The 23,462-nt window shown below is 40.8% G+C and carries 22 protein-coding genes; 6 read left to right on the forward strand and 16 right to left on the reverse strand.

The genetic code is table 11. The features are described from left to right. The first annotated feature begins 369 nt into the window (after window positions 1-369). Window positions 370-840, forward strand: coding sequence for a hypothetical protein (locus tag CDC33_RS19910; protein WP_109010003.1), 471 nt, complete (start codon window positions 370-372; stop codon window positions 838-840). Between the two features lie 99 nt (window positions 841-939). On the opposite strand, the gene CDC33_RS19915 is transcribed toward CDC33_RS19910, so the two are convergent. Together CDC33_RS19915 and CDC33_RS19920 are read right to left on the reverse strand one after the other, a co-directional pair. Next, window positions 940-1,389: a YlqD family protein gene (locus tag CDC33_RS19915; RefSeq protein ID WP_012412623.1), complete on the reverse strand. Its 450-nt coding sequence runs from the start codon at window positions 1,387-1,389 to the stop codon at window positions 940-942. Between the two features lie 42 nt (window positions 1,390-1,431). After that, on the reverse strand, window positions 1,432-3,408 hold the full coding sequence (locus CDC33_RS19920) for an AMP-dependent synthetase/ligase (RefSeq protein WP_109010004.1): 1,977 nt from the start codon (window positions 3,406-3,408) through the stop codon (window positions 1,432-1,434). Window positions 3,409-3,640: 232 nt separating this feature from the next. On the opposite strand from CDC33_RS19920, the gene CDC33_RS19925 reads away from it, so the two are divergent. Beyond that, window positions 3,641-3,886, forward strand: a complete 246-nt coding sequence (locus CDC33_RS19925; protein WP_109010005.1) for a hypothetical protein — start codon at window positions 3,641-3,643, stop codon at window positions 3,884-3,886. A gap of 694 nt (window positions 3,887-4,580) precedes the next feature. Here CDC33_RS19925 and CDC33_RS19930 read toward each other — a convergent pair. The 8 genes from CDC33_RS19930 to CDC33_RS19965 form a co-directional block, all read right to left on the reverse strand. Beyond that, window positions 4,581-5,774: an MFS transporter gene (locus CDC33_RS19930; protein WP_109010006.1), complete on the reverse strand. Its 1,194-nt coding sequence runs from the start codon at window positions 5,772-5,774 to the stop codon at window positions 4,581-4,583. Between the two features lie 12 nt (window positions 5,775-5,786). Further along, window positions 5,787-6,359 carry a Uma2 family endonuclease gene (locus CDC33_RS19935; protein WP_109010007.1) on the reverse strand — a complete coding sequence of 191 codons (573 nt, stop codon included), beginning with the start codon at window positions 6,357-6,359 and terminating at the stop codon, window positions 5,787-5,789. Between the two features lie 177 nt (window positions 6,360-6,536). After that, window positions 6,537-8,696: a DNA helicase RecQ gene (recQ, locus tag CDC33_RS19940; RefSeq protein WP_109010008.1), complete on the reverse strand. Its 2,160-nt coding sequence runs from the start codon at window positions 8,694-8,696 to the stop codon at window positions 6,537-6,539. An 87-nt stretch (window positions 8,697-8,783) separates the two neighbouring features. Continuing rightward, a complete protein-coding gene (locus tag CDC33_RS19945; protein WP_109010009.1) occupies window positions 8,784-9,023 on the reverse strand; it encodes a type II toxin-antitoxin system RelE/ParE family toxin in 240 nt (79 codons plus the stop codon). Beyond that, window positions 9,016-9,261 (reverse strand): hypothetical protein, encoded by a 246-nt coding sequence (locus CDC33_RS19950; protein WP_109010010.1) that lies wholly within the window; start codon window positions 9,259-9,261, stop codon window positions 9,016-9,018. The genes CDC33_RS19945 and CDC33_RS19950 overlap by 8 nt, the downstream gene beginning before the upstream one ends. Before the next feature lie 291 nt (window positions 9,262-9,552). Continuing rightward, window positions 9,553-11,115, reverse strand: coding sequence for an AAA-like domain-containing protein (locus tag CDC33_RS19955; protein WP_109010011.1), 1,563 nt, complete (start codon window positions 11,113-11,115; stop codon window positions 9,553-9,555). Between the two features lie 129 nt (window positions 11,116-11,244). Further along, on the reverse strand, window positions 11,245-12,624 hold the full coding sequence (locus CDC33_RS19960; RefSeq protein WP_244919293.1) for an AAA-like domain-containing protein: 1,380 nt from the start codon (window positions 12,622-12,624) through the stop codon (window positions 11,245-11,247). 150 nt (window positions 12,625-12,774) lie between these two features. Continuing rightward, the gene (locus tag CDC33_RS19965; RefSeq protein WP_109010012.1) at window positions 12,775-13,437 is read right to left on the reverse strand and encodes a class I SAM-dependent methyltransferase; all 663 of its coding nucleotides are present in this window, start codon (window positions 13,435-13,437) and stop codon (window positions 12,775-12,777) included. A gap of 534 nt (window positions 13,438-13,971) precedes the next feature. Between CDC33_RS19965 and CDC33_RS19975 the strand changes: the two genes are divergently transcribed. Continuing rightward, window positions 13,972-14,910, forward strand: coding sequence for a phosphoribulokinase (locus CDC33_RS19975; RefSeq protein WP_109010013.1), 939 nt, complete (start codon window positions 13,972-13,974; stop codon window positions 14,908-14,910). Between the two features lie 9 nt (window positions 14,911-14,919). Beyond that, window positions 14,920-15,051, forward strand: coding sequence for a hypothetical protein (locus tag CDC33_RS41335; RefSeq protein ID WP_280524424.1), 132 nt, complete (start codon window positions 14,920-14,922; stop codon window positions 15,049-15,051). Between the two features lie 81 nt (window positions 15,052-15,132). On the opposite strand, the gene CDC33_RS19980 is transcribed toward CDC33_RS41335, so the two are convergent. Then, window positions 15,133-15,666 (reverse strand): GNAT family N-acetyltransferase, encoded by a 534-nt coding sequence (locus CDC33_RS19980; RefSeq protein ID WP_109010014.1) that lies wholly within the window; start codon window positions 15,664-15,666, stop codon window positions 15,133-15,135. Between the two features lie 271 nt (window positions 15,667-15,937). On the opposite strand from CDC33_RS19980, the gene radC reads away from it, so the two are divergent. Then, window positions 15,938-16,669 carry a RadC family protein gene (gene radC / locus CDC33_RS19985; protein ID WP_109010015.1) on the forward strand — a complete coding sequence of 244 codons (732 nt, stop codon included), beginning with the start codon at window positions 15,938-15,940 and terminating at the stop codon, window positions 16,667-16,669. A gap of 126 nt (window positions 16,670-16,795) precedes the next feature. On the opposite strand, the gene CDC33_RS41340 is transcribed toward radC, so the two are convergent. The 5 genes from CDC33_RS41340 to infC form a co-directional block, all read right to left on the reverse strand. After that, complete coding sequence (locus CDC33_RS41340; protein ID WP_280524425.1) at window positions 16,796-16,924, reverse strand: hypothetical protein; 129 nt, start codon at window positions 16,922-16,924, stop codon at window positions 16,796-16,798. 146 nt (window positions 16,925-17,070) lie between these two features. Continuing rightward, window positions 17,071-17,277, reverse strand: a complete 207-nt coding sequence (locus CDC33_RS19990) for a hypothetical protein (RefSeq protein ID WP_109010016.1) — start codon at window positions 17,275-17,277, stop codon at window positions 17,071-17,073. A 261-nt stretch (window positions 17,278-17,538) separates the two neighbouring features. After that, window positions 17,539-17,982 (reverse strand): hypothetical protein, encoded by a 444-nt coding sequence (locus tag CDC33_RS19995; RefSeq protein WP_109010017.1) that lies wholly within the window; start codon window positions 17,980-17,982, stop codon window positions 17,539-17,541. Window positions 17,983-18,132: 150 nt separating this feature from the next. After that, window positions 18,133-21,138 (reverse strand): MFS transporter, encoded by a 3,006-nt coding sequence (locus CDC33_RS20000; protein WP_109010018.1) that lies wholly within the window; start codon window positions 21,136-21,138, stop codon window positions 18,133-18,135. A gap of 282 nt (window positions 21,139-21,420) precedes the next feature. After that, entirely contained in the window at window positions 21,421-21,954 is a 534-nt protein-coding gene (infC, locus tag CDC33_RS20010; protein WP_109010020.1) for a translation initiation factor IF-3, read from the reverse strand. 498 nt (window positions 21,955-22,452) lie between these two features. Between infC and CDC33_RS20015 the strand changes: the two genes are divergently transcribed. After that, window positions 22,453-23,460, forward strand: coding sequence for a zinc-dependent alcohol dehydrogenase family protein (locus tag CDC33_RS20015; protein ID WP_109010021.1), 1,008 nt, complete (start codon window positions 22,453-22,455; stop codon window positions 23,458-23,460). Window positions 23,461-23,462: the final 2 nt, after the last annotated feature.

Here is a 23,462-nt window from a genome sequence, read left to right on the forward strand (position 1 = left end):
CATGGGGGGAGTTCCTAACTCCTCACTCCTAACTCCTCACTCCTAACTCCTCACTCCTAATTCCTCACTCCTAACTCCTAACTCTTGTACAGACGCGATTAATCGCGTCTCTCCAGGAACCTAAATATAACTTAGAGGTCTATAATACAGAGCTATCGTCAATGGTTAGCCAATATCTCGATCTTGTTTTAGTCGTTGACTTGGAACAACCATCATGAGTTTCTCATAGATTAAATGGGATTGCTATTTATATTCCTCATAACCACTGCTTAAGATACAGGAGCTTCTCACAGGTAGAGGATATAGGATACAGTTCAATCTAGAATTCAAAATTGGTAATAAACCTATTTGAAATTCCTGTTTATTTTTATGTCAGCAAAGTTGAAATTCTTTTTGATTGTGATATTGAGTATCTTTGCGACTGCTGGCGCTGGAGTTTATATTATCCAGGGACAGCCATCTGCACCGATTGTTGAGACTACTGATGGACAAACCCAGCAAGTGGCAGCAATACATCAGTCTCAAGAAGTTGTGGCATACTCAGAGCGTTCAAATTTTAAAACCATACCTTTAGAAAAGCTCAACTCATCTCTCCAAGGTAGTGATCCTGCTACCCTCGCCCTGAATGCCTTTGACGACATAGGAGCAGTGGGAGGAACGCGAAAGGTAGAGGTAGCTTATCCACAACGAAATCAGGCCCTTGTGACGATTACGCAAATCAAGGGGGGTGATGATTCGGTTGGTATTAAATACCGAGTTGAGATGACTACTTTTGGGCGATCGCTTTTTATTAGCTCACCTCCAGTCTGGCAAATTGTTTGGGCTGGAGTGAGGAATTAGTTAGGAGTTAGTTAAGAGTTAGGAGTCAGAAGTCAGGAGTGAGGAGTTAGGAATTTAAACTCATAACTCATAACTCCTAACTCCTAACTCCTAACTTTATTAAATGTCGCCGCGAATTTCTTCTACAACGCCATCGCGCAGAACGATTTCGACTTGCATTTTGCTAATCAGGTTATCACCGATCTCTACCCGGAAAAAGCCTTCCATTTGGAATTGGTTGACTTCCTGATCTTGCTGAAGAAACTGCACTTGCTGAAGATTTTGCAGCAATTGATTTTTCTGCTCTAGAAATTCACTTTTCTTTTGATTGACTTGGAGTTGGATATTGTCAATTTGTTGGAGAGTCTGGGGGCCAGGTGGTTGCAGACTCTGCTTTTGAATTGCAGCGATCGCTCTTTGTCCTTCTACGTCTAGCTGTTGCAGTTGCTGGTCAAGTTGATTGATTTGCGTTTGCAGCTGCTGTTGTACTTCCTCTTTCCAAAGGGGAGTCACAATGACTTTGACGTTAACGACGCGTTTCAGGAGCAAGTTAGATTTGGAGACATCCATAAATATTTCACGTTCACTCTTACTAGTTGGGAGGTGGAATGATCAGGCAAACATGCCGTCAATAATATCGCGATAGCGTTCCGTGACGACGTGTCGGCGAACTTTCAGTGTTTGTGTCATCAAGCCATTTTCGATGGAAAACGGTTCCAGAATCAGTCTAAACGTTCCAATGCGGTCATCCGGTCGATAGCCTGGACGATTTTGCACTTCCCGATTCAATTCTTGCCGAAATAAATCCTGGATCATTCTACTCTCGAAGTCAATTTTTTGAGTAGGTGAAGAAGTAACCGGATCGTTGGGCGTATCCAGTGTCAAATTTTGACTTGCTGCCCATTTTTCTAAGGCTTCGACATTGGGGACAATTAAGGCTCCCAGGCTGCGCTGATCTTGACCGACGAGCATAATTTGATCGATGTAGGGCGATCGCAAACACACATCTTCGATCGGCTGTGGCTCGATGTTTTCCCCGTTGGTCAATACAATCGTATCCTTTGCTCTGCCAGTTAGCACTAGGTCGTCTTGTGGTGTCAGCCAACCCAAATCGCCGCTATCAAACCAACCTTCAGCATCAATTGCTTTCGCTGTCGCTTCGGGATTTTGGTAATAGCCTTGCATAATCTGCGGCCCCCTCAACAATACTAAGCCTCGCTTTTCTACTGGTAAAGGCGTTTTTGTTTCAGGATCTACGATTTTAGCTTCTGTAGCGGGTAGTGGTTGCCCTGATGCACCAATTAAATTTCGCCAAGGACGCCGCACATGGGTAACAGGAGAAGTTTCTGTTAAGCCATAACCTTGCAAAATCTGCACACCAATAATTTCAAAGAAATTATCTATGTGTCTGGGAAGCGCACCGCCGCCGCTAATCATCTGCTTAACTTGTCCTCCTGTGGCTTCTCGCACTTTGGCATAAACCAGTCGTTCTCCCAGAGCATGGAGGGGTAATAAAGCAGATGCTTGGATTTTAGCTGCTAATCGTTCAACGGCTGAAGCATGAAGATTATTTAAATCCAATCCTTGAGCAACTCGCCGCGCTTTGATATATTTCTCGCTATTGCTCAATAAAAATTTAATTAGGCGTTGCTTTGTAGCTGATTGCTCACGGAACTGCTTTTGCACTCCTTCATAAATTGATTCCCACAGGCGGGGTACACCCACCATGTAGTTGGGTTTAAATTGTCTCAAATCTGCTTTTACGGAGCGCAAGTTGGTATAAACTTGCGTGCAACCTTGAGATAGTAGGTAATATTCAACAGTTCGTTCGTAACTGTGCCACGAAGGTAGAATACTGAGAACGATATCGCCCGGATTTGGTTGTACTACTGTCCTGAAAGTGAGTACTTGGTGCATCAAGTTGTTATAAGACAGCATTACACCCTTGGGTTTACCTGTGGTGCCAGAGGTGTAAATTAAGGTTGCTAGAGCATCACGATTTTGCTTGACTGGCACAAAATCATGATTTTTTCCAATTTCGAGCAACTGGGCAAAGTTCAGCAGCTTTAGGGTTTCGTCTGTTGGTGGTGCTTCATCCGATAGTAATATTACTACCTGAATTGGTAAATCTTTGAGGCGGTCTTGCAGTTTTTTAAATGTTTTTAAATCCTCAACTACTATTGCCGTACTGCCACTATTAGCAATGATAAACAGCAGTTCTTCTTTTTCTGCTTGGGAGCTACGCACCGCATCAACGGCTCCAGCAGTCATTATCCCTTGATCGGCAATGAACCAGCGAGGACTGTTGTCAGAAATTAAGGAAATGCGATCGCCTACCTTCACTCCCAACGCCTGCAACCCAGCAGCAAATAGTCGCATTTGCTCTGCCAACTGGGTATAAGTAATTGCTACTTCTGGTTTAGCATGAGGGTTGCGGAGGGCGACAACATCACCAAATCGCTTAGATGCCAAAGGCCAAATTTCTGGCAGCGATTCCACATTTGTGTAATCTACCAACCGCTTTAATGCCTGGCGTTCTTGTTCACTGATGTTAGATAAGAAAGAAGACGCGGTTTGGGTTTTTGACATAACACCTTACCTAAAATATCGTAAACTAATCGTAATTCTTAGCTTATTTTGTTATTCCGCTACAATAACCGTCGTTATTATCCACATTCTCTTCTGTGTATGATAATTCCAGGAATTCCACGTTTATATTTACAAAAATTTATGTTAAAGTTAATTTACATAGACTGCAAGCAATGATTGTGTTTGCAGCTAAAAACAGCAATCGCCTACGTTTCACAGGAGATGATTACCTATGAATTTGATAGACGCTATACTGCTAACGCTACTCAACATTGCTGCTTGCATGGCGTTTCCTAAGCTTTTAGCTCTTTTTCTAGCCCAGAAAACCAAACTTACTGAAGCGTTACCGAATGCTTCCAAATTACAAGTAGCTAAAATTGAACTTACCAGTTTTCCTTATTGTACAGCTTATGTATTGACAGGCAGCCAATTTTGTAAATTTAGTCCTAACTTCTGTCCTAATTGTTCTCCGAATTAATGGACAAATTGCCAGTAAATTATTTTAAAATTTAGGTGAGGTATATAAACTATCTCACCTAAATTTTGGCAATCACAAAGGCTTTGACGGGTTTACATTTTGTTACAGGGTGGGTTTACAAGTTTGCTGATGCTTGAACTAAGATGCCCTACCGCTCTTTTATATATCTGAAGAGAGAAAAATAAGATGATGACTTTGAATCTTTTTCAAAGCCTTACTTTATCAGCAAAATTTAATTCATTGGCTAACTCTTTTAATATTTGACTTCTGCCTTGCAGTACTAGTCACCTTGAAATTGTAAGAATATATTTAGTTAGCTTATATCTAATAAAGCAAATTCAAAATATTGCTTTAAAGCAATTGTAGTAATTTTGCTGCAAACTAAAAATATAGTAAACACCAATTTTGAAATCTGGAGAGTCGCAATATGAGTTTAATGGATGGTATATTAATGACGCTGTTAAATACTGTTGCTTGCCTAGTGCTGCCTAAATTGCTAGCAATTATGTCTGCGAAAAGCCAAAATAGTGTAAAATTATCATCTGCTGTAACCTCAGAAGTTTCCAACTCTGAAATCCCCAGCTTTTCTTAATATAAGCTGACCATCTATAGATATCGCCTTGATGAAGAGAAAATTTAGTTATTGATGCAAGGCGATGTCTTACAATAATAGTATCTAAAAATGAAACTTTGATTATTTATTATTTATTCTTGCTGTAGTTGTTTTAGGTCTGACAATAATAAAAAATGCGATCGCAGTAAAAAATAACATTTGCCAAGTTACCAAATTCCAGCCACCGAGATTCCAGCATAATAAACCAATGCTAGTACCTATAGAACCGCCGATAAAATAGGTAGTCATGTAAACTGTGTTGATGCGACTATTGGATTGAGCATCAAGACCGTATATTCTTGCGACATTAGTCACTTGGGTTGCTTGTACACCTACATCTAGTAACAATACAGCAACAGCGATCGCCAATGCAGAATTAGAAGCAATTTTAGCAATTACTAAGCTTGCAATCACCATCGATACAGCAATAGTCAAGGAACGTTGGGAGTTACCTTGATCGGCTAGTTTACCAAAAACTGGTGCCATCAATGCACCTGCGATCGCGACAAAGCCATACATCCCAATTGTGTCAGATTGAAAATTAAAAGGCGCTCCACTTAAATGGAAAGTCAGCGTTGTCCAAAATGAGCAAAACACACCAAACAGTAACCCACTAATTAAAGATGCTTCTCTTAATAATGAGAAACGTTTTAATTGGTGGAGTGTTGAACTTAATAATGCTAAATAATAACCATTAAATTCATTTTTAACACTAGGCAAATATATATTTAGCAAGACAATAACAATTAAAATCATTCCTGCCGAAAATCCATATACATAACGCCAACTCAACCATTCAGCAATATATCCACTAAAAACCCTTGCTCCTAAAACTCCAATTAATATACCAGTAAAAATGTTGCCTACGGTTTGACCTGTAGTTACTCTATCTATACTTGCTGCTAAAGGTAGAATAATCTGAGCAGAGACTGTCGCAATCCCAATTGCTACGCTCAATATCCAAACTTCGATGATGTTTTGTGAAAACGTCATGCCTATCAACAAACAGAATAAACATGTCAGTAAGCAAAGAATTAATTTTTTCTTATTGATTTTATCGCCCAAGGGAATTAAAAAGAAAATCCCCAAACCGTAACCAACTTGCGTAAGCACAGATATGCTACCCGCTTCGCCTTCACTGACTCGAAAAGATAATGCAATATCTTGGAGGATTGGCTGATTATAATAAACGTTAGCAACACAAACACCAGATGCGATCGCCATAATCAGTACCTGGACATTAGTTAATGCGTTATTTGAGATTTGTTTTTCCATTAAACCTAAAATTTATGCAGGAAAAAACTGGTTTACAGTACAGCTAAAACCAGTCAATAAAGGAGAAGTTATAATATCACTACTAAATAGGGTTGCTACCAAATTAAGTTGAGTTTGTTCGCGTCGGTAGACCTCTAGTTTACGCGATCGCCAATCAGCAATCCAATATTCTTTTACTCCTCTAGAAGAATAAAGTTTAAGTTTAGCTTCCTTATCTCGTCTTTCGTCTGACTTGCTTGCAGACAATACTTCTACTATTAAATCTGGTGCGTCAGTGAAATGTCCCGCTTCATCCAATGTTAGCGCCAAGGTTTCTTTAGTAGCCCAAACTACATCAGGAATCACATTATCTGATTCTGAAAACAAAACGCCGGGATTGATCACAGCTTCCCCTAAACCAGTAGACTCTGACCAAATATCAAGTTGTCGGAAAATTCTGCCACAAGTTTGCTGATGTTTAAAGTGAGGTGCCCTGGTCACAAATAATTCTCCATCAACTATCTCGTAGCGTGTCCCTTCATTTTCTGGTAGCAGTTCTACATCCTGAGTTGTCCAGCGTACTCCTGTATTAAGCATCTGACTCATTAGCTAACTCCTTTAATCTTGCTCTTGTATTTTAATCATAAAATTGTCAGAATTCAGCACTCAGTAGTCATGAGTCAGAATTTATCAGGAATCTAGAATGATTTATATTTATTCATTAAATACTCTCCTGATTTTTTAACTATTTTGACTCCTGAATTCTTACATTAAATTTAATTATCACTTACGATTTTCGCGCCGCCACTTACCCCGAACTAAGCGAATTTCATCAAAAGTGTAGCTTTCACCAAGTTGTTCTCGAATTGGCGTTAAAGAGATATCACCAAGCACTTCTAAAACTTGCCAAATTTTTTGTTGATGTTCAAGAGGTACTAACTGATTTATGTCTACAGGCTGATTTTTTTCAATCAAATCTGTTAAATGACGAATAATTGTTGTGGGGCGAATATTACGTTTTTTGGCAATTTCATTAACACTCAAACCTTGTTTATGTAATTGTAATGTGAATATTTCTGTGTCGGAAGGTAAGCTAACAGAGGGTGTAAAACTAACTTGGGGTGGATCTATCAAACCTTTTTCTTGGCGGTAGGCGCGAATTTCTGCGAGGAATTTATCGCCATATTGGGAAAGTTTGTGACTACCCACGCCCGAAAGTTTACCAAATTCGGTTAGTGTTGTGGGTTGTACCTGTGCCATCAATTTCAAGGTAGAATCCTGAAAGACAACGTAAGGTGGTACAGATTGTTCATCAGCAAGTTGTTTACGCAGCGATCGCAACCTCTGCATTAATATCTCTGCTTCAACAGCCTTCTCACTCCCTTCTTCCCAAGTAACCTTCTGTGCTACGGGAACAACAAGGGAAACTGTACGCTGTCGCCGCATCACTTCCCAACTAAGGGGGTTAAGTTTCAAAACTGAATAACCATCGCTAGTCTGTTCTAACAACCCTTGATGTAAAAGCGATCGCGCTAACATTCGCCATTCATCTACACTCTTATCTTTGCCAATACCGTAGGTAGAAAGTTTATCGTGTTCGTACTGGATAATTTTGTCTTTTTTTGCCCCCCGCAACACATCAATAATGTGTAACATCCCAAATCTTTCTTTACAACGTGCCACACAAGATAAAAACTTCATGGCTTCAATTGTCCAGTCTTGCATTGGTTTGGGATGACGGCAATTATCGCAGTTACCGCAATTACCGGGAAAACGTTCCCCAAAATAACCTAGCTGAATTGTCCGTCGGCAAACAGTACCCTCAGCATAGTCAATTACCTGGCGCAGTTGTTGTTTAGCAATCAACTGTTCTTGGGGGTCAGTTTTTTGGTTAATACTCCATTCAATGGTTTTAATATCACTGAAACTGAAAAAAAGTGTACAACGTGAAGGTTCATTATCCCTTCCCGCCCTACCTGATTCTTGATAATAACTTTCTAAATTACGCGGTAAATCAAAGTGAATTACTAACCGTACATCTGGCTTATTAATTCCCATTCCAAAAGCAATTGTTGCCACCATGACGCGCACATCATCTCGAATAAATCGAGTTTGATTGCTGCTACGTTCTTCATCAGTTAATCCGGCATGATAAGACAAGGCTGAAATTTTATCATTTTGCAATTTAAAGGTAAGTTCATCAACTTTTTTGCGCGTCAAGCAATAAATAATTGCTGAACCTTCATTTTCTCGAATAAGTTCTAATAATTCAGCATACGCAGACTTGGTTTTAGAACGGACTTCGTAATAAAGGTTTTGGCGATTAAAGCTAGCAATGTGGATACTGGGTTGCTTTAGCCCTAGTTGTTGGATAATATCAGCACGGACGCGATCGGTTGCTGTGGCGGTGAGGGCGAGGGTAGGGACATCAGGATAGCGTTTCCGCAGGGATTTCATCTGACGGTATTCTGGGCGGAAGTCGTGTCCCCACTCAGAGACACAGTGGGCTTCGTCAATAGCAAAAGCCGCAATCCCAATTTTTTCTTTGACTAAATCGAGAAAGGGGAGAAATCTTTCACTCAACAGACGTTCTGGGGCGACGTAAAGTAGTTTAACTTTACCACTGAGGATGGCTTCTTCGCGCGATCGCACCTTATACGGATTCAGACTACTATTGAGAAATGTGGCGTTAATATTATTATTTCGTAGTCCCTCCACTTGGTCTTGCATCAAAGCAATTAATGGCGATACTACTACAGTTAAGCCTGTTTTGATTAATGCAGGTAACTGAAAACACAAAGATTTTCCCCCACCCGTAGGCATCACAATCAATAAATCTCGATTTTGCAGCGCATCTTCGATAATTTGCCGTTGTCCGGGGCGGAATTTGTCGTAACCGAAGTGATATTTTAGCGCTTGTTCGAGATTGGGGTACTGAAGCATAGCGATCGCTTTTCCGGGCCTGTCTGCGTGAGTAATTATTGAAGATATCAGGATTTTAACTCACATCACCGACAGCTTTGGTTAGGATTACGTTTGTGTTGGCGATCGCACTTGATCGGCTAATACAATGCGACAATCATATCCACAAGAGCATGAAAACAACCCTAATAGCTTTCCCTCTAATTTGTGAGTGCCCAAGTTAGCTGCAAATATATCATTCTCCATAGCAGCAATAGTTTCTTCTATTCTGGCCTGCAAGTCAGAATTACGACGAGCAAATTTTCGGAAACTTCTTTTAAATTTGCTAGTAATAACCAACTTATACATCGGCTGCACTTGGGTTATTGAGATATTCCCGTAATTCTTGAATTGCTTCACTAGCAGTGTGGACTTTGAGCCTACCTGCTTGGAATTCAGCAATGGAAGCTGCTGCATCTGAGGCAATTTCATCTCGCCGACTTTCAATAATTCGGTTTTTGAGAATTTGTACCAGCATTTCTTGTTGCTCTAAAGTAAGCTCCATTGCGGCATCTAAAACTCTATCTAGGTTACTCAATTGCTTCATCCTCTTAATTATTTGGGTTAATAACAGAATTCGTAAGATATAAACTTATAAGTCTTAACCTCATCGCTTTTTTAGCTTCGTTAAACTTATGTTAACTTATCGCACTAACTCAATTATCATACATGAGCGTAGGCGCAGCCCGCCGTAGACATCGCTTTTTCCGAGCTGTCTGCGTGAGTAGTTATTGAAGATATCAGGATTTTAACTCACATCATCGGCAGCTTTGGGAATCTTGATTTTGGATAGCGAGAAAATTGAAAATTATGTTTTTACCCATTTGGGATGCTCCCATCAGCATCTACCTAACCGAGGATTTGCAGTTAATTTTTTTCCTTGATGCACTATTTGGCTACATTTTAACTGTGATTCTAAAGCATCAATCTTTCGTAAAAGCGACACTCCCCACACTATAGAAATCACCAACTTGATTGTCATACCCACAAGCAAAAGTGTCACTATTGTGGCAGTTTTTTTTTGTTGAGTCAGCCTTTTTTGTTGTTCTGTAAGTCGTGCTTCAATTTCTTTGGCGCGTTCGGCTTCTAATGCGTGCTGCATTTCTCGCCGATCTAATTCTTCACTAGCAGCTAAAAATCGATAATCTAAGTTACTCAAGCTTTTGCCATTTGCCCAAGCTTGAGCATCAATTAAGGCTTGTCCGCGCAATAGACGAGATTCATCCTTTTCCTTTGAGGCTATCCATATATTGAAGGTTTCGTAGTAAGGGCGCAAGTAAGCTAATTTTTTTCCAACCCATTCTAAATTGAAAACTTCTTGATAAATTCGATTTTTAATTTGGAGACAACCTTGTTTTTTGATTACTAAACCAGATAGCAACAGTTCTACCTGTTCTTGGCTATCGTCGGCTGGGACTTTCACTCCTTGGAGGATTTGTTGATAAATTCCCAGCAATCTGGCGGCAATTTTTTCGTTTCCCAGGATGCGATCGCGGATTGTCCGTAAATGCTCAGGTTCATCTTGTGATTCCCATTTTTCGATGATATGCGATCGCACTACATTTTCTATCCAAAATTCTTCTGCACCAGGCGGTATTTTTAGCTTTCTACCCACATCACTTTGAGATAAACTGACAAGTAGTCGGCATAGCTTTTGAGTAAGAAATGGTTGCCCTTCTGTCCAAGCTAATATTTCTTTTAAAAGTTTTTGGGGATGATTATCTTTAATGTTTAGCCCCAAAGATAAGGGTTGAGCTTCTTCAAATGTGAATCCATTTACTTGGATGGCTTTACCAATATTAAACGGCGTAGTATTATTTCGATATCGAATTAAGTCTGAAGGTGTCGCAACACCAAAAATTGCAAATGTAATCCGATGATACTCTGGATCAATTGCGCGTTGGTTATAACAAAAGCGAATTAAGCTAAAAAAGTCATCAACAGAGAAATCGAGGCTAAGAATACTATCAATTTCATCAATAAAAATAAATAGTCTTTCGTTAGGAAACTGAGCTAACAGAATTTCCGAAATAAATCGGCTAACTTTCTGAACTAAAGAAATATCATTTTGTTCTTGCCACCAGCTTTTTAAATTAACTTTACCTAACAGTTTAAAACCTAACCATAAATCACCTACCACTCCCTTATACCATTGCTCTGGAGTTATATTGTCACAACCGATATTAGTCATATCAACGGTGGCACATTTAAAGCCTTCTTGTTGAAAGCGATGCTTTGTTTTTACCATCAGCGAGGATTTGCCCATTTGCCTACTGCTCAGGATGTAGCAAAATTCTCCTTGCTTCAAGGCTTCGTAAAGTTCCACATCCGCTTTGCGCTCAACATAGCTTGGAGCATCAGTTGTAAGGGTTCCACCAACTTGGTATCGATAATTTTTCATTTGATTTAAAATGTTAAACTAATTCTCATTTTTAACAAATGAATTTGCATCGAGATAATTGATTAAATTCATATTAAGAACGAGAACAAGTATTTTTATTATCTCTGTTTCAATAGTTTACCAGAACTATTATGATCCTGAGCGTCCTAGTTGTTGGCTAAAATAAAAGCGATATAACTCACACATTGTATGAGCTTGATTACCGTTTAGTTGAACCAAGCCCATACTTTCTAGCTTGTAAGCAGCGATCGCGTCTAGCTCCACTTTTTCATCTGTTGCAATTACCTTTTCCATAGCTGACATTAATTCTGGTTCTTTTTGGAGTAAGCTCAACAGTTCTCGTAAATGTTGACTGTAAATTCCCATTTGTGTAGATGCGCTTTCTAGTAACATCTCTAATGTTGTTTCTTCATGACATAGATGATAAAGTGCCAGACTCACCAAATAGGGATGTCCTCCTACCATTGCTTGTAAGGGTACAAGGCGTTTTGCCCCTTCGCAGTCTGCTGCCCAATTTAGCCCGTAAGCTAATGCTAATTTCTGTACCTGATTGAGGGTAAACGGCGGCAATGTAATTGTTATCCCAACATTGAAAGGCGATTGGTTTAGCTTGAGTGGAATATAAATTTCTGTGGTGTGAACTACCACCATTCGCAGTTTTTGCCAGATTTGATCCTGCTTTGCTTGTTCGTGCCAAAATCGCAGCATTGGCAGAAAGTCTTGGGCAATATTGGGATGTTCAAAAACTCGATGGACTTCATTCAAAGCCAAAACTACAGGACTTTGCTCAATGTATTGCAGCAGATATGCTTCAAAATAGATTTTGCAGCTTACCTTGCTACCCATTTCCGTATCCCAAAAATCATCTAGACAAGGAAGGAGATTTAATTGCCTGCTGACATTGACACAAAACCAACGCAAAAATTTATCTAGAGAAGCAAAAATATCTTCGTCAGCTTCTTGAAAATCCAAATACGCAATTTGATAACTTTGCTCTTTAGCATAAGTAATCATCCGGTTCAACAGTGAACTTTTTCCTGTTTTTCTAGGTGCTTTGATTCGGATTAAGCAACCAGGGTGTAAAATCTCGTTATAAACAAGTTCTTCCAGGGGAGGGCGATTGATGTAAAGAGGAGAACCCAGTGGTACGGGGCCACTTGGAAATTCGATCTTGCTTGCTGAAGAAAAGTCTGGAGAAACCATTTCTAAGCTAGATTCTTCGCCTAACTTTTCTTGGCTGTGATTCTCTTGATCAGTTATTTTCTCTTGGAGGTATTTCTCTAAGGCTAAATGCAGATTTTTTTTCGTTATTTTCTTTCCAAGTGCAACTGAAAGGTCTTGCCACAACTCAGAGCCAACTTCCTTGATGTAATTGTTGCGGTAGCCTGATATCTCTGCCATCTCATCGTAAGTTTTGCCTAACCAAGATTGAGATAGCACAAAACATTGAATTGAAGCAAGAGGCTTGTCTTGCAAAATTGTTTCTACTGCTTGCAGAATATCTTCCACGGATATTAATATTAAAGGTTAAAGAGTTAGTAGAGGCATTTGTTGAATTTGGTATATTAATAATAATATACAACCGAATAATAATTCAAAATTTCAAATTAAATCTACTTCTGCGTTCCTAACAAATAGAGAAATGGGGCTTGAGATACATTACTTCTTCAGTGCCAGAGTCAAGCCATCTGCGATCGCTACTAAACTAAGACTAACTCGCTGGTCAAGATGGAGCTTTTGATTAAAGGCACGAATCTTTTTAGTTCTATTATCTTGCACTTGGCGGTCGGCAACCCTACCTGACCAAAGGACATTATCGATCGCAATCAGTCCTCCCGGACGCACTAATTGTAGCGATCGCTCATAATAACCATCATAATTGCTCTTATCTGCATCGATGAAAGCAAAATCAAAGGTTTCTGCTTCTTTGGTTGCCAGTAGCCGATCCAAAGTCTCCAAAGCTGGGGCAATATGCAGTTGAATTTTATCCGCGACTCCTGCTTGCTGCCAATAGCGCCGAGCGATCGTTGTAAATTCATCACTCACATCACAGGCTACCACCTTACCGTCCCTCGGTAACGCCAATGCCACCACCAAGGAACTATAACCTGTAAATACCCCAATATCCAAAGTTTTCTTAGCTCCCAGTAACTGCACCAATAACGCCAAAAATTGCCCCTGTTCGGGAGCAATCTGCATTCTCCCTATTGGATACTGGGCTGTTTCTTGTCTCAGTTGGGTTAAAATCTCTGGTTCTCGCAAAGAGACTGATAGTAAATAATCATAAAGGTTTTGTTTGAGTCCTAGTGTTTGAGTTGTCATAAGATTGGGGATTACGGATTGGTAAATGAGTCTTTAATACTCGTAGACGAGTCATTGATACTCGCGGATGAGTCTTTGATACTCGTGGATGAGTCTTTAATACTCGTGGATGAGTCTTTAATACTCGCGGATGAGTCTTTAATACTCGCGGACGAGTCTTTGATACTCGCGGACGAGTCTTTGATACTCGTGAATGATTTTTGATAAATCAAAATTATCTGTAAAATACAACTCAGTATGATGAGCAAAGCGATGTCTACGATAGGCTGCGCCTACGCACACACATTCTATATATAAGACTCATATTTGATTTTTGAACAGAAATCAGTACACCTTTATTCCTTCTTCCCAGTCCCCAGTCCCCAATCCCCAGTCCCTTACCTCTACAAGTGATTCAAAAATCAAATCGGATTGCTATATGTAGAGATATTGCATACCAAGCCTTTGTTTGAGTTACTTGCCTAAACCCTTCTAGAATAAAAACTATTGTAGGGAAATTTTATTACTAAACTTGCTTGTATTCTGGGAGGTATGATGAGCCGTCCAATAATTCTTGGTATTGTAGGTGACAGCGCTGCTGGGAAAACAACACTAACGCGAGGAATCGCTCAGGTACTCGGCCCAGAAAATGTGACGCTGATATGCACAGATGATTATCACCGTTACGATCGCCAACAACGTGCAGAGATTGGCATCACTGCCCTCCACCCAGACTGCAACCATTTAGATATTATGCAGCAACACTTGTCGTTGCTACGCACAGGACAGCCAATTCTTAAACCAGTTTATAGCCATAAAACTGGCACATTCGAGCCACCGCAGTATATTAAGCCCAATAAATTCGTGATTATTGAGGGATTACTCGGTTATTCTACCCGTGCTGCCCGTGATTGTTACGACGTGAAAGTTTACCTAGCACCGCCTGAAGAACTGCGCTCTAAGTGGAAAGTTAAGCGAGACACCCAAAAGCGCGGCTACACACCAGAACAGGTACTAGCAGAATTAGAAAAACGCGAACCAGACTCAGCAGAGTTTATCCGTCCGCAGCGACAATGGTCTGATATAGTAATCAGTTTCTACCCACCCACGGGCGAAGATGATGAAACCAATGGACACCTGAATGTGCGTTTGGTACTACGTCCGACAATTCCTCACCCAGATTTTACTCAGATTGTCAACTCTGGCTATGGTAATTCTGACTCAGCAATCCGCCTGGGACTAGACAGAGATATGAGTAAGCCGGTGGATGTTTTAGAAGTTGATGGTCATGCAACCTTAGACCAGGTGAATAAGCTAGAGCATATTATTTGTTCTGATATGCCCCATTTACGAAGTATTTGCGATCGCGAAAGTAATCCCGAACTGGGTAAAATTGCTGGTACAACTGGAGAAACACTCCAGAGTTATCCTCTTGCTTTGACTCAGTTGATCATTACCTACCACATGCTCAAAGCAACGCAAATCTATCAGTGAGCAGTGAAAATGAAGGTATTTACAGGGTTTGCGATCGCATGTAGTATTTGTTGGGCTGCTGAATTATGCGATGCCTACAGCGATAAACTACGCCCTTTGCTGACACTATTCAAACATCCTCTGGAGTTTGAAAAGTCCTAGAAGATATAATTTGCCATTCTGAGTTAAGCCTCTCATAAAGAAGCACAACGAAGAATCTAGATTATAGATTTTAGGCTGCTGTCACTCGCCTTTAAGCAAACCGTAGGCAAGTGTATTGAATATACCGTTTTGAGTTTTCGTATGTTGCCTTAAGCACCCTTCTAGCTTAAATCTGTTTTTCTCTAAAACCTTTACTGAAGGGGTATTGAAATCAATAACATGAGCAGTTAGGCGAATCACTTCGAGATTATCAAACGCGTACTGAACAAAAACACGGAGCGCATCAGTAGCTAATCCTTGCCCACGATATGCTTTAGCTAGCCAGTAGCCAATCTCTGCTCTATGTGCTTGTCCAACTTTTAAGTCATCTACACCAACTGAGCCAATTAAATAACCTTCAGGGTTGCGAAATGCAAAAGATATTTCTCTTCCAGTTTCTCTCAAAAACTCAAGCCTATGCTGTATCCACCAATCTGCGGCAGCTTCTGTATAAGGATAGGGGATGACAGGAATTGTATAGGAAATACTTCTGTCCTTGAAATGTTCCAAGTAAGCAGTTTTATCTGTGGGGTAAATGCTAGTTAAATGAAATCCGTCACGGATATTGAGTTCCATATCGGAGATTTATGACAGATTATTGAATTATATTAGGTAAACTAACACTTATCTAATCTCAATTACCACACATATAACAGCATAGTTGATAAAGCCGCATAACTCTAGGTGTAACAGCTTGCTATTGATAACCATTATTCTTGTGAAGGCAAGATGTGCTGAAAGGAAAAAATTGCCAAAGATTAAAGATTTTTTCAAATTAAGATAATTTCTAGAGCAAACAAGGGATAAATAAAGATAGTTTGATGTGTGGTGACGATTATCTTAGTTTATGACCTATTGCCTCAGAATTGCCGACTTACCTACAAATGAGCGTCCCCGTGAACGATTAATGACGCATGGTGCAAAAATTTTAGCCACAGCAGAATTAATCGCAATTCTTTTAGGCACCGGTCAAGGCCCAGGAAAACTATCGGCTGTGGGTTTGGGACAATATATTTTGAGCGAATTAGGCAAACACCAACGCGATCCTTTGGCAGTTCTGCGAGAAGTTAGCCCTGCTGAGTTGATGCAAATTTCTGGTGTTGGCCCAGCAAAGGCAACAAGTATCTTAGCAGCAATTGAATTAGGCAAACGCGCCTTTCAATCTCGCCCTAATGACGGCACATTAATTGATAGCCCACTTGCTGCTGCTGCTACCCTCAGTCAAGATTTGATGTGGCAAATACAAGAACGTTTTGCAGTGGTGCTATTAGATGTTAAAAATCGCTTATTAGGTACACAAGTAATTACCATTGGCACAGCAACCGAAACCTTAGCCTCTCCCCGTGATATTTTTCGGGAAGTTATTCGTCAAGGTGCAACGCGGGTAATAGTTGCCCACAACCATCCTTCTGGAAACCTTGAACCCAGCCAGGAAGATATAGAATTGACGCGTCAGTTATTAGTAGGGGCGCAGCTTTTGGGCATTCCGGTACTAGATCATCTGATTTTAGGTAATGGCAATCATCAGAGTTTACGGGAAGTGACAACTTTGTGGGATGAGCATCCACAGGGGGATTAATGAAAAAGCAGGGGAGCAGGGGGCAGGGAGAAAGATATGCTCATTCCAAAAGCAAAAATATTGATTTCTAGCCGAAAGTGCCACGAGAAATAATGTGTCCAAGTTTTTCAGAGTAAATAAATTTATTTATGGGGTTTCCCCCTGCTCTTTTTCCTCTTGTCTTTTCTCTGTGATTACTCTGCATAAATTTTCCTTTCTTAACTGCTTGAGATTTTTTGTAATAACTTCTTCGGCGATCGCGGATTCAAGCATCATAAAAAATTGCAGCAGTTGCAGCAGATTCGTTAAAAATATAAATTATACATTAAGCTATTATTGAAAAAATTTCGGCGTGAGTTTGAGGTTTAGGCAGATAACGAGTCATTAATTTTTTGAGCCTCCCGATCTGAGAACTACTGCACTTAGTGGCGAGTAGTTTCCGCAGGCTCCTTCGGTTGTGTGTGGGTTGGCTTTTGTTTGGTTCTTGGCGGGATTACGTATGCTACTGCACCAACCCCAACCATTCCACCGCCTATCATATACATAATATTTCTGGTGAAGTATTGTGAACCGATGTATCCAAAAGTGATTGCTGCCACTGTTGTGACGATCATTTGAGGTAGTTTCATATTTAAAATGCTGTTATTTACTTAATTAATAAAGGAGTCTTTGGCAATTAGTCTATTCATTAATTTGTTGCTGAGGCTTTTCACCCAACGAGGCACTAGCAACAAAGCTGGAAAACCCAACAAGCATCCAGGGTAAGCGCATCTAATTTTGTAGCTCTTAATACAGACAAAAAGCTTAAACCTCTATCTGAATATCAGTCTTTCATTCAAAATAGGACAAATTGTCGTAAATGATTGAAAAAACATGGGTCAAATAGCTTTTTATGTTTTTTGACCACATAAAGACGAAAATGTCAATCCCACCCCTTGGCTCAGTGTAGTAATTTGGAACTGATTTGTGCTTTGGCTGAACCCCAAAACCACCGTGTCAATAGGGTTTGAGATGCGCTTACCCTGAACAAGCATCCAGCCCAAGCAGATATGTTTTCGTGTCTGCCATTCATGCTCTTTACTGAGGGAAATTGATTTTGTGTTCGCCTCAATAATCTCTAACCCCCAACACGAAAGCGTGCCTATCCCAAATAAGCAAGTACTGGCAATAGAGGCAACCGCAATTGTATTTAGAATCCGACCAGTAAAACTTGGATTGATCACAACAGACTTTTGCTGACGGCGATTACGAAGCAGGGCTAATTCGTCTGTGCCTAGACGCTTTATATGCTCTTGTTGAATCAGACGATAAGCAAGTTGTTGATTATTAGTCATTTCTTGTCACCAGCATTTAGTTTTAATAGCATCCATATCAGTGAACATAATAATAAACTTCCGTGACAGGTTGTACTACATTCCACAGGGGGGAATCAAGTTTTCTTTGGTAAGAAGTTAGAAGTAATTGCACTAATAAGGCTATAGATTTTAATTTTTAAACTGGTATTTTTCGAGTAACTCTTTGACTTGAGCAGCTACCAAAGGGTGTGGATCTTTTTCTAACTGGGGGAGGATTTGCAGGAGAACGCGATGTGAAACCATATTTAGATATGCGATCGCAGCTTCTCTAACAAAGCCGGTTGGATGACGTAAACTCACTAAAATTTCAGAACTTGTCAATGGCGTGCGAGTTACTTGAGCAAAATGAAAACAGCAAGCTAGACACCAGTCAGAAAGGAAGTTACCCAACGTCAGCAATCTGTGGAGGCGATCGCCAACTATCATATTTTCATATTCTATGATCTTAGCTTCTACCAGATGTTGCAATTTCTCTGGCAGTGGTCGGTTATCTAAAATATTCAGCAATAGAGATTTTGAAGACAAAGTTATAGTATGCTCTAGGATTTCTAACCCTCGTGCTAAGTTTACCACTGAGAGCGATCGCAAATTAAATGCTGCTGCCTGCATCTTTTCTGGCGAGTAAAGCAGTTTCAATAGCAGTAGCAGCCGCTCTTTGACATCCAATTCCAATTCTAAAAGGGCGCGTTGCAATAACTCAGAGACAATCACAATCCTCTCACTAGGTTGCTGATTTCCTTTTTTGTCTAGTGTTTTCAAGTCTATATATGCGGCATAAATCTCGCCTAAAAACTTTAATTCCTGCTCAATTAAATTTTCTACCCGACTTTCATAAAATCGATCTACTAAACCTTTAATTTCTGGTTGTTTGTGTATTTTTAGTAAGCTGCGAAGAATGTGATCCCTAGTTGTACCCCAAGATGTTTCCAATTTTTCCCATAAAATCTCCAATGCTTCCTGAGTACCAATTTGAGCAATGGTACGCCAAGTGTACATTCGCACTACTTCTGGTTTGTAAATATTGGTAGCTACTCGCAACAGCATCTCTATAACTTCATTCTCTAGTCGCACTAAAGCTGACATTGCTGTAGTCCGGGTTGATTTATAATTAAGTGCTGCTATCAGGGCACAATAGTACTCTTCTAAATGGGTTGCTGCAATCATTTCTAATACGGCACAGCGCACCCGTAACGACTCATCTTGTAACAAATTGGGAATGTGAATTCGCAACGCCTGCAAATAAACTGCTTCTCTAAGCGCTCTAACTCCATTTACCCGTTCCCGTTCTTTCTTATGAGTCAACATCCGGCGCATAGTTTGGGTAGCTGCTACCTTTTGCATAGGCGTTCCCTGACGTAAAACTAAAGCGGCGGCGGTGGCGCGGATGAGTGAGTTATGCCGGGGGTTCAGGTATTCTTCTAGGATGCTTAAATTGGGATTTGGTTCAGCCAGCCAAATGTAGCGCAGCGCTAGGGCGAAAACTTCGGAGTTAGTTTCTTGGGGTTGTTCTAGCAAAGGACGGATAGCAGATAAATAAGCGGGATTTGCACCTGCTGTCAGCATGACTTCCAAACTTTGGCACTGTAAATCTGGGGTTAACTTGACTAACAGAGGTGCTAAAACTTCCGTACATCCTTGGGGATCAATTTGGGCTAAAAGTTCAATACAAGAGCGTTTATCTGCCTCGCTGCCTTTTTCTCCCAAGGCTTTGACTACACCTTGCTTGAAGAATCGTAATCCTACATTAGTTGCACTCAACTGGCCGCGTGCCACACTCAAGACTAACAGTTCAACATAGCGCGATCGCAATTCCCAAACTACTTTTAAACAGGTGCCAGTTATCAGCATTGTTTCTGCTACTAACACCCACTTTTGCAACGGTACGGGTATAAACTGTCCACAAAACAATATAGTTGCAAAAATTAGCACTCCTGTCAAACCTGTAGCGATCGCTTCGGCAGTTCCGCCAGATAAAGTCTGCATCCGGCTGCGAATTGCCTCTGGAATTGGTTGGTACAGGATGGGGCCGCTACTCATGACAAAGGTGTAGCGTAGGAGTTCATCAAAGAATTTGACAATTACCAAACCCCAAAAAAAGCTTTGCGATTGGATAGCGGGAATTAAATAAAATAATACCAGCACTCCTGGTAGGGAAAAACCTACGGTGATTGGTAAAAGCGTCGCTGTGAAAAATACCCCCATCCGTTCGATGAGTCGGCTGGAAATAAACCACTGCAACAACAACTCACACAGTCCCAACGTCCCACCAAAAAGACCTAAGAAGCTGGCAAGTTCTCGGTCGCCCAAATTAGATTGGAGTTCGCGTAGATATTGAAAATCTATTAATAACCCAATGACTTGCAACAGACCGACAAAAGCAAACAGCTGCCAAACATAGCGCTTCAGAGGACTTTTAATAAAACGCTGTCGTGAAGCTTGTTCTTCAGTAACTAGTCTTTGTGGTGTTTCAGGAAAAGCCGCTCGATATTGATGAGTTAAATATAATAAAATCCCCGATCCTAATAAAATTACTATACAGGCGATGAAGATGATTTTATTCAGCGTGGTGTATTGCAATAGCCAAGGCAAACTAAAGCCACTGATCACATCTGCGACTAAAAGCCCACTACTCACCAATGGGTAAGTCCGTTTAATCTCCCGAATATTAAATATTTGGTTAGCGACGATGGAAGTATTGAGGTCATTGACTACATAAAGGGCATCTACCCACAGCCGTAGCATAAATGCCGAAATAACTGCCAGGTATGAAACATGCGCTCCCCAACGTAATACAACTAATAATAGTAACGGCATCAACATGCAAGGGGCGATCGCTACAATCACCCGCCGTAAGGGAAAAATCTTTTGCAGCCAAGAGTATAAAAAAACCAGTGCTGCACTCATGGCAGCACTAGCAATATACATCCACGGTAGTAAATGAGTTCCATATTCATCCAAAAACAGCGCCACAGTGCTGTCCTCTGCCCACCGCAATCCTACACATACAGTTGTGTAAAAAAAGAACATGAGTTGAGTTCGTTCGCTCTCCTCTGGTCGGAGATTCACCCACTGTAGTAGTCTTAGTCGTGGTAAAGCAACTTTATTTGCAGCCAACCAATGATTTTTCAGTTCCATGCAGTTTTCTTTTCTGGTAGTATCACCGCGTAATGGGGAGCGGAGCGGGGGCAGGGGAAGCAGGGGGAGCAGGGGAAGCAAATATTTCCTTATCTCCCTTATCTCCAGGAAATAACAAAGGGCAACTGAGTATTATGTTTCCCACTCAGGCTTCAGGATTATCAATTTTAGATAAATTTATACAACCTCAGAGTCTTGGGTGCATGGAAACGAAACATCAAAAAATCCCCTGACTTTAAGTCAAGGGATTTTCAAGCTTGGTCTATTAATACAGTGAGAGGATTATTTTTTAGGCGAGATGAGCATCATCATGTTTCGCCCTTCTTTTTTAGGCGCTTGTTGCAGCTCCCCATAAGGCTCCAAATCCGTTGCCATTCGCTTGAGCAAATCTTCTGCTAGGTCGCTGTGTTGAATTTCTCGACCCCGGAACATGACAGTAGCTTTGACTTTATCGCCATCTTTCAAAAAGCGCTCTGCTTGCTTAACACGCACGTTGTAGTCGTGTTCTTCTATTTTGTAGCGCATCTTAACTTCTTTGACATCAGCCGTGTGCTGCTTTTTCCGGGCTTCCCGCGCCTTTTTCTCCTGCTCAAACTTATATTTCCCGTAGTCCATAATCCGACAAACTGGCGGGTCAGCTTTGTCACTTATTAGCACCAAATCTAACTCTTTCTCTTCTGCTAGTTGTAGTGCTTCTTGCGGGAGCATAATTCCCAGTTGGGCACCATCAGTATCAATTACCCGAATTTTCGGGTAGCGAATTCGTTCGTTAATTTGGGGCAGATCGCGAGTTCTTTTCTTCTCAATCACAGGCATTATGATTTGTGGGAGCTCTTAATGAAGGATTTGGTGTGGTCTTGATTGGTATGCCTCAGAGGCAAAATACAAAAATAACTCAGGACTGAAAACATAGTCTACAGTTCTAGAGTAACTAATCCATAAAAGAGTTGCGTCCTTGTATTTGCCATTCTACTAACTCTGAGATACTTTCTCTCCAATAGTTAATCTAAATTACACAACCTAGACTTATGTTAAATATTATTACAAAGATTTAGCAATACTTTTTGCGATCGCATTGAGCAATAATTGAGCAACATTATATCTCCATAATACCAAGCTCACAGAAGCAGGACATCTAGCATAATTAATGTAACATATTACCTTACATACAGTAAGCCTAGTGGTCTGTCTGATTAATTTTGATGACTTTGTAGTAAGCACAAAGCGTGCTTAAAAATTAGATATAACTTTGTGTCCACCCTCTTGCGCTAAAGTTGCATAAGAACGTGCATCTAAAGCCAGGAGGAAAGAGTTGTGAAAGCAGTCTTGATGACAGCAGCTGGCAGTCCAGAAGTTCTGCAACTACAGGAAGTGCCAAACCCTACTGTTCCTGTAGGTAATAGTGAACTTTTAGTGCGTTTGGTGGCGGCTGGCATTAACCCCATTGACACTAAACTTCGTAGCCGAGGAACTTTCTACCCCGATCGCACGCCGACAATTTTAGGATGTGATGGTGCTGGTATAGTCGAAGCGGTGGGTGCTAGTGTTCAGCGTTTTCGCCCAGGTGATGAAGTATATTTTTGCTATGGCGGATTGGGCGCACACCAAGGTAATTATGCTGAATATACCGTTGTAGATGAGCGGTTTGTGGCACGTAAACCTGCGTCTATCTCCTTTGCCGAAGCCGCAGCAGCGCCTTTAGTGTTAATCACCGCCTGGGAAGCTCTATACGAACGGGGACGATTGGAACCTGGCGAAAGAGTTTTGATTCATGCGGGTGCTGGTGGTGTAGGTCATGTAGCAATTCAATTAGCGAAACTCAAAGGTGCTACTGTTTCCACCACAGTGGGTTCTGAAGAAAAAGCTAATTTCGTCAAACAACTAAGTGCCGATCATGTAATTTTTTATAAACAAACAGACTTTGTACAAGCAGCATTAGATTGGACTAACGGCGAAGGCGTAGATTTAGCTTTTGATACCGTAGGCGGCGAAACCTTTCACAAAACCTTCCCCGCAGTGCGAGTATATGGTGATATTGTGACGATTCTCGAACCAGATGCCAACACTGTTTGGAAAACTGCTAGACAACGTAATCTCCGCATTGGTTTAGAATTAATGCTCACACCAGCGTTGCTAGGATTAGAAGAAAGCCTCCAGCACCATGCAGAAATTCTCGAACAATGTGCCACCTGGATCGATGAAAGCAAATTAAAAATCCATGTTACCCACAAATTTCCTTTAAAAGAAGCCGCTAAAGCGCACCAACTAATCGAAAGCGGTTCTGTGACAGGTAAAATTGTTCTACTGATTAGCGACGATTGATC

The sequence above is a fragment of the Nostoc commune NIES-4072 genome, from assembly GCF_003113895.1.
Taxonomy (GTDB): Bacteria; Cyanobacteriota; Cyanobacteriia; order Cyanobacteriales; family Nostocaceae; genus Nostoc; species Nostoc commune.